The sequence below is a fragment of the Candidatus Binataceae bacterium genome (assembly GCA_035294265.1).
GTDB lineage: Bacteria > Desulfobacterota > Binatia > Binatales > Binataceae > DATGLK01.
In genome coordinates this window covers 22,092-29,168 of record DATGLK010000074.1, presented here as the reverse complement: position 1 = coordinate 29,168, position 7,077 = coordinate 22,092, and the positions used below count along the sequence as shown (strand labels likewise).

At 62.0% G+C, this 7,077-nt stretch carries 9 protein-coding genes and 1 tRNA gene; 7 read left to right on the top strand and 3 right to left on the bottom strand.

The features are described from left to right. Positions 1-365: 365 nt before the first annotated feature. Positions 366-1,049 carry a CGNR zinc finger domain-containing protein gene (locus tag VKV28_12395; GenBank protein ID HLH77596.1) on the bottom strand — a complete coding sequence of 228 codons (684 nt, stop codon included), beginning with the start codon at positions 1,047-1,049 and terminating at the stop codon, positions 366-368. 167 nt (positions 1,050-1,216) lie between these two features. On the opposite strand from VKV28_12395, the gene VKV28_12390 reads away from it, so the two are divergent. Together VKV28_12390 and VKV28_12385 are read left to right on the top strand one after the other, a co-directional pair. Next, a complete protein-coding gene (locus VKV28_12390; protein HLH77595.1) occupies positions 1,217-1,540 on the top strand; it encodes a hypothetical protein in 324 nt (107 codons plus the stop codon). Then, the gene (locus VKV28_12385) at positions 1,533-1,988 is read left to right on the top strand and encodes a hypothetical protein (protein HLH77594.1); all 456 of its coding nucleotides are present in this window, start codon (positions 1,533-1,535) and stop codon (positions 1,986-1,988) included. The genes VKV28_12390 and VKV28_12385 overlap by 8 nt, the downstream gene beginning before the upstream one ends. Before the next feature lie 239 nt (positions 1,989-2,227). On the opposite strand, the gene VKV28_12380 is transcribed toward VKV28_12385, so the two are convergent. Further along, on the bottom strand, positions 2,228-2,878 hold the full coding sequence (locus tag VKV28_12380; protein HLH77593.1) for a carbonic anhydrase: 651 nt from the start codon (positions 2,876-2,878) through the stop codon (positions 2,228-2,230). Positions 2,879-2,983: 105 nt separating this feature from the next. Between VKV28_12380 and VKV28_12375 the strand changes: the two genes are divergently transcribed. From VKV28_12375 to VKV28_12365, 3 genes are all read left to right on the top strand, one after another. Next, positions 2,984-3,238 (top strand): hypothetical protein, encoded by a 255-nt coding sequence (locus VKV28_12375; protein ID HLH77592.1) that lies wholly within the window; start codon positions 2,984-2,986, stop codon positions 3,236-3,238. A gap of 320 nt (positions 3,239-3,558) precedes the next feature. Then, positions 3,559-3,834: a DUF1778 domain-containing protein gene (locus VKV28_12370; protein ID HLH77591.1), complete on the top strand. Its 276-nt coding sequence runs from the start codon at positions 3,559-3,561 to the stop codon at positions 3,832-3,834. Next, positions 3,831-4,361 carry a GNAT family N-acetyltransferase gene (locus tag VKV28_12365; protein ID HLH77590.1) on the top strand — a complete coding sequence of 177 codons (531 nt, stop codon included), beginning with the start codon at positions 3,831-3,833 and terminating at the stop codon, positions 4,359-4,361. The genes VKV28_12370 and VKV28_12365 overlap by 4 nt, the downstream gene beginning before the upstream one ends. Positions 4,362-4,745: 384 nt before the next feature. On the opposite strand, the gene VKV28_12360 is transcribed toward VKV28_12365, so the two are convergent. After that, positions 4,746-4,817 (bottom strand) — tRNA-Arg (locus tag VKV28_12360). Positions 4,818-5,033: 216 nt separating this feature from the next. Between VKV28_12360 and VKV28_12355 the strand changes: the two genes are divergently transcribed. Both VKV28_12355 and VKV28_12350 read left to right on the top strand, forming a co-directional pair. Further along, positions 5,034-5,528 (top strand): formate dehydrogenase subunit gamma, encoded by a 495-nt coding sequence (locus tag VKV28_12355; protein ID HLH77589.1) that lies wholly within the window; start codon positions 5,034-5,036, stop codon positions 5,526-5,528. Further along, on the top strand, positions 5,525-7,075 hold the full coding sequence (locus VKV28_12350) for an NADH-quinone oxidoreductase subunit NuoF (GenBank protein HLH77588.1): 1,551 nt from the start codon (positions 5,525-5,527) through the stop codon (positions 7,073-7,075). Before VKV28_12355 ends, VKV28_12350 begins: the two co-directional genes overlap by 4 nt. Positions 7,076-7,077: the final 2 nt, after the last annotated feature.

Sequence of the window (7,077 nt, the reverse complement as noted above, 5' to 3'; positions counted from 1 at the left end):
CGCGCAGAGCTCGGCCTGAGCACTGATCGACGCTGCAGCCGCAGCCCACGCCGAGGGTGCGGGTAGGGGCGAGGACGGTCACCGATGCGTGCGCGCCGCTAGATTAAAAATCGCGGCCACCTAGTGATCGCTCCGGGCAGTAGCGTTGCTATCACACCTACGGCCGAAGCGTTCCTGGCTTACGCCCACACGACCTCGCCGGAAAGTGGCGTCATTCGCAAACCAGGCCTGTGCTGCCAATTGCCTTCGCCACCGACGCGCTGCTTTCACTCGCTCGAAGGAACAGGCGAAGAAATTCAAAGGCTCGACGCAATTTACTTCCCCAGCTTGCGAAAATAGCGGCTATGCCGGTAGTTAGTTTCGCATCAGGGTTGCCGCGGACGGCGGGCCACCTTGACGTTGGGCGCGGTGCGTTGCTTGACCAGCCGCTCATAGCGCTCGCGAGCGCGCGCGGCGCGCTGCTTGCCATGGCTCTGGCGATAGGTCCGGCTGGCCATCTTGTTGGCGCAGCGATGGCTGCAATAGAGCTGATTGGCACGTTGGGCCAAAAACACCGAACGGCAGTCGGGCTCTTGGCAGCGCCGGATGCGCGCTGCACCCTGGGCGTTCTCGTAGAGGTCATCCAGCGCGACTCGGGTTACGGCGTCCTCTAGATTGGCATCCTGGTAGCTCAGCGCGCGCCCGCCCTCGGCCATCAGTTTGCCGGCCTCCAGAATCACCCGTCCGCCGCCGTATTGCGCCTCAAAGCGCTTGCGATCGGCCACCGCGCTAACCAGCTCGGCCACCCGCGCGACAATTTGCTGCAGCCGTACGAGGTCATTTTCCAGCACGCGCACTTCCTTGCTCAGCGGCTCATCGGGCGCCAGATCCAGCCATTGGCGCAGCTCGTAAATAAGATTGGGCAGATCGCCCGGACGCCCACGGGCCAGCGCGCCCGCGTCAACGTGGGCGAACTCCACCAACCAGGCCAAGGTCCGTTCTTTGGTCATGGGCAGCGGGCGCTCGACGGGCCGATCCGCCCGGAGCTTGAGGTTTTTGCTCGAAGCCATTTGCCTTCGATCATATCCTCCGCTCTTACAAGCGGCAAATAGTATCACAATATGATTATCGACTGGCCACACAATTATAATGGTCAAATATTGCGCCCGCCAGCCCTCCGAATAGACAATGGCTTAACGCGAAGCTTTAAACGTTTCGGTTGCTGGGGTGGAGGATTATGAAGACCTTGGCAAAGCTGGCTGCGGCAGCGGGGCTGTTGGCGGGGTTGCTGCTGACTCATCCGGGCGCCGCGCACGCCCAATATCCGGGCCTAGGGCAGGGCTATACCACGGTCACGCCCGGACAGCCGCCCAGTTTCCAGTATCCGAATTTCGACGGTGGCTATACCACGCTTACGCCCGGCAAACCGCCCACCTTCACCTATTCAGACGGCTTTGGCGGCTACAGCATCATAACCCCAGGCAAGCCGCCCAGTTTCGTATACCCCAACACTCCGCTGTCCCCTTCATGGCCAACTTACGGCGAGCACGGCGGTGAGTAACGACTTGGCCGCGCGCCCCCGGGCGGGTAAGCGGGCAGCCCCGGTTGCAATGGCTTCCCCGGGCAGAACGGTTTCCTTTCGGCCCCTCCCCTCCAAGCTGTTGGTGCGCCTGCGCGTTCTGCCCCATCGCGCTCAGCGCTATGACACCGAGGGCGATTGGATCTGGCATGATCAGACCCTGGAGATCCGAATCAGCCGCGAGGTCGGTGAGCACGACCCGCGCTACGGCGTGTTGCTGTTCGTCCACGAGTTGATCGAGGCGCTGCTATGCCGCGCTGACGGCATCACCACTGCCTGTGTCGATGCCTTCGACCTGGCCTATCCAGGAGCCGACCCTGGCGAAGACCCGGCCGCACCCTACCATCGACAACACATGAGCGCGGAAGCGGCGGAACGAGCCCTCGCCGACTACCTGGGCATCGACTGGCAGGATTATCTTGGCCGCTAATCGACTGAGCGGAGCAAGGCTTTCCACCGGGGCTTTTTCGTGCCTTCTGAACGGATTAGCACATGCTGGGTGGCGTCGGCGGAGCAAAAAACGCCTTGCTTTTCGACCAGATCGGGGCGAGTCGCTTGGGTGGTGAACCTCCCAGGCGCATCTCCGGTTCCAGGCCGGCTCCGGCCTCCCCAACCGCTGCTGGCCAGCCGCGGCCAAAAACGCCCCTTTGATCGCTTGGGCGGTCGCTATTAGCCCATAATTCGCGCCTGTGCCGTTTGCAAAACTTGCTCTGAATCGGCCGCGCTGGACATCGTTATCTTGAGATCTCGAAGATGGCCGTCTTCGACAGCGTAGATCCATCCATGGATAGTAACTTCCTGCCGAGCCGCCCAAGCTTCGCGAATAATCGATGCTTGGGCGAGGCTATGTGCTTGCTCCAACACATTCAGCTCGCACAACTTGTCCCACCTGGCCACCTCGCTGGGGCACCGGTCCAGGAATGCCTTATAACGCCGGCGCAGTGCACGGATTGGAGCAATCCATTCATCAACAATGGTCGAAGTTTCCTCATCCAGCGCAGCGCGGACACCGCCGCACCGATAATGGCCGACGACGATGATATCTCTCACGCGTAGGTTGGCGACTGCGTATTGAATTACGGCCTGACAGTTCATATCCGAATGAACAACGATGTTTGCGATGTTGCGATGAACGAACACTTCACCCGGCCCCAGTCCGACGAGTTCATTGGCGGGTACACGGCTATCGGAGCAGCCCACCCAAAGCAGTTCAGGCGTCTGCCCCTGGGCAAGTCGCCCAAAGAATCCTGGGTCGGCCTGCTCCATCCGCTGCGCCCAGGCGCGGTTGTTTTCGAACAATCTATTGAGTCGGCTGCTCATAGTGGCGCACCCCGATGAATTTCCAGATAGAGTCGCTTTACGGCACTGCATTCCCGCCACAAAGCGCGATTTTGATGGAGCCGATGACATTGCGCGAGCTTTCATGTGAAGCGATTAACCTATACTGAAGCTCTGCATCCGTTCCTTGCGCTTGACCCAGACAAATCCATCGCCTTTGGAGATGAGCGCTACATCGATTGGGCCTCCAACGGTTTCTCGTTTTCCGGCCGACATTTTCGCGACAAAGATGGTTATGCTCACAAGCGCTTCCGCCAAGCCTGCCAGTTCCAGTTTGCGCGGCTCAAAACGGAGAGACAGATTCCGCCCCCCTGCGGGGGAAAATCACAACCGACTAAATGAACTGATGGGCATCGGGGAGCAGGCCAGCTCCGCTGGAGCAGCCGCACCGTCTCGACGTCATACCCATCCGAAAACTTCCGCCGCTTCCGTTTCCCGTCCTTCTTTACTGTGCGTTCCTTGCGCGCGTACTATCGCGGTTTTCGGAGTGTCCATCAAACCGGGCAAGTCCACTTTCGATTATTCACACTTGAATACAAAAGGCTTGTGCAGGCTGGGTGTTGTCTCGGCCGTCGCCACAAGATGCGTACGAGTGTATTGCTTGTACGCACGGCGTCCGTGCGTTAGACTCGCGTTGAAACAAAAATCGCAGGAGTACGATTATGGCCGGCACTGCGCCTGCAAGAGACGATCGGATAGAACTGCGCGCCACGCGCGAAGAAAAGCGCCTGATAGCAGAAGCTGCCGCGCGGGAACAGCTCGACGTGACGCGCTTCATCATGCGCAACGTGCTCCCGGTCGCGCGAGAGGTCGTGCGGCGCTCCGAGCGAATTGTGCTGTCGGAGCGGGACTCTAAGCGCGTACTTGAATTGCTGGAGAAGCCGCCGAAGCCAACCGAGGCGCTGCTCGCTGCCGCGAGGCGTCGCGCAAAGGCGTGAGCGCATCGATTGCTTGGCAGGAGGAGCCGATCAGCAGGCGCCACGACCGCAAGGGTTTCGACTGCGGATCCCCGGAACTCAACGAATATTTTCGACGGTACGCGCGACAGAATCACGAATCTGGCGGCGCGAAGACCTTCGTTGCGGTGCTCCCAAACGAGACCGCCAACATTCTCGGCTACTACACGATCAGTCCCGGCGCCATCGAATTCGCCAAAGTTCCAGCCACGGTGACGAGGCGGTTGGGCCGCTACGAAGTTCCGGTATTTCGGCTCGGCCGGCTCGCTGTAGACCGATCCGCCCAGGGCAGCGGCCTGGGCGGCGAACTTCTGCTCGCCGCCGGCAGAAGAGCGCTCTCAGTCGCCGTAGAGGTTGGCGGCGTCGCTCTTGCGATCGATGCAAAAGATGAGCGGGCGACTATTTGGTACGAACGGTTCGGCGCGCTCCGGCTTCTTGACGATCCGTTGAAATTGGTTCTACCGCTTAAAACGATTGCCGACGCGCTGGCGTTGGCGACGAGAGGATAATACCGGGGGTGAAGACGTTCGGCCGGGTGATAACCGAGGCGTAAGAAAGTGGGTCTAACTCAAAAAAAGGTCGCGGAGCGGCTAAGACGCGACGGCGGTCGCGCTATCTTGCGCCGCAACTAAACGATCTCGAACATGATCGTCATTATCCGCCGGGAAACGAAGTGAGCGAGCGACTGGTGAAGATTCTCGGTCTTTCGCCGGACGGGCTCTACGCTAAGCTTGCGGCTCGCACAAAGGAGCTCGAAAAGTTCTTCAGATCGATAAAATTTGCCGTTCGCGGCCAACACGCGTTGTACGTGCCACGAATTTGTCAAGAATTTTCCACGAAGCCGCCGGCGGCTGAGAAACTTCTAGTAATTGAAGGGTTTTCCCCAACTTGAATGCCCCGGCCGGGAGTCGAACCCGGACTTGAGGTTCCGGAGACCTCCGTGATGTCCTTTTCACTACCGGGGCCAAGCTAGAGCTAAGTTAACTACCCGAGCGCGGCGGCCTTAACAAGCGGGCCGGCCTTGGCGCCTGGCTTCCAGCGGCCCAGCGCGCATCGTTTGTGGACCATCTGCCGCAGCGCCGCCGGGCCGGTAGCGCACCTAACGGGGCGGTAGTATAACGAAATTGCAGGCGACAGCCGTCAAACCCAGGGCAGGGCCGCATTCAAGCGGATGGCGCCAGATGGCGATGGATAAGCTCAGTCAGGAGCAACACGCGCGAGTGGTTTCGATCGCGCGCGCTCTCAAGCAGCGCGAGGGTGCCTTGCTGCCGATCCTTCATCGGGTGCAGGCGGAATTGGGCCATATTCCGCCCGCCGCGGTAGCCCCGATCGCCGAGGAACTCAACCTGTCGCGCGCCGAAGTGCACGGCGTAATCAGCTTCTATCACGATTTCCGCACCACCCCGGCCGGCCGTGTGGTGATTCAGCTCTGCCGCGCCGAGTCCTGCCAGGCGGTGGGCGCCCAGGCCCTCGCCGACCGGGTCCGGAAGCGGCTGGGAATCGACTTCGGCCAGACTGGCGCCGATGGCGCTGCCACTTTGCTGCCGGTCTATTGCCTGGGCAATTGCGCCTGCTCGCCGGCCATCACCATCGATGGCCAGCTCTTTGGCCGCCTTACTCCCGAGCGCCTGGATGAACTGCTCGACGCTCATGGCTTGAGGGCGCAAGCGCGATGAGCACCCGCATCTATCTTTCCCGCGATAGCGGCGCGCTCTCGGTGGGCGCCGAAGCTGTGGCACGCGGCCTATCCGAAGAGGCGGCGCGACGCGGCATTGAGATCGAATTGATTCGCACTGGCTCGCGCGGCCTGTATTGGTTGGAGCCGCTAGTAGAGGTCGAAGGCGCGCGTGGTCGAATCGCCTACGGTCCGGTTACGCCCGGCGCTATCTCCGAGCTGCTCTCGGCTTTGTTTGCCGGCGGCGATCATCCACTGCTGCTGGGTCCGACCGAGCAGCTTCCCTACTTGGCGCGTCAGGAACGGTTGACCTTTGCGCGAGTGGGCGTGATCGATCCGCTCTCCGTGAGCGACTACCTCGCTCACGGTGGCTATCGCGGTCTGCGCCGCGCGCTGGAGCTGAGCGCCGATCAGATCGTCGCCGAGGTGATCGATTCGGGATTGCGCGGGCGCGGCGGCGCCGGCTTTCCCTGCGGAGTCAAATGGCGTACCGCCTTGGCCGCGCCCGGCGCGCGCAAATACGTGGTCTGCAACGCCGATGAAGGCGACTCGGGCACCTTCGCCGATCGGATGTTGATGGAGGGCGATCCGCTGACCTTGATCGAGGGCATGACCATCGCCGGCCTGGCGATCGGCGCCACCCAGGGCTACATCTACCTGCGCTCGGAATATCCCCACGCCGCGGCCATCCTGGAGCAGGCGCTGGCGGGGGCGCGCGCCGGCGGCTATCTGGGCGGCGATCTGATGGGCAGCGGCCGGCGTTTTGACCTGGAGTTGCGAGTGGGTGCCGGAGCGTACATCTGCGGCGAGGAAACGGCGCTGCTGGAGAGTCTGGAGGGCAAGCGCGGGATGGTGCGCTACAAGCCGCCGCTGCCCGCTATCCATGGCCTCTTCGGCCAACCCACCGCGATCAACAACGTGCTGACCTTGGCCTCGGTGCCGCTGATTCTGGAGCGCGGCGGAAAATTCTACCAGGAATATGGCAGCGGCCGCTCGCGCGGCACCCAGCCCATTCAACTGGCGGGCAACGTCAGGCGACCGGGTTTGATCGAGAAGGCCTTCGGGATAAGCCTTCGAGAAATCGTCTATGACTTCGGCGGCGGCACCGCCAGCGGCCGGCCGCTGCGCGCGGTCCAGGTCGGCGGCCCATTGGGCGCCTATCTGCCCGAGGCGCTGCTCGACACGCCGCTGGATTACGAAGCGCTCGCCGAGGTCGGCGGCCTGCTCGGTCACGGCGGAATCGTGGTCTTTGATGACACCGTCGATATGGCCGCGATGGCGCGCTACGCGATGGAATTTTGCGCGGTGGAGTCGTGCGGCAAGTGCACCCCGTGCCGGATCGGTTCCACCCGCGGCGTGGAAATTCTCGACGCGATTATTGCCGGCCGCCACCGCCCCGATCAGTTCGCGCTGCTGGAGGAGCTGTGCGCTACAATGGAGGCGGCGTCGCTATGCGCGTTAGGCGGTCTGACTCCGCTGCCGGTGCGCAGCGCGATTCGCCATTTCCCCGCCGATTTCGGTCTTGAACGCGCGCCCCAGCTTACCTGATA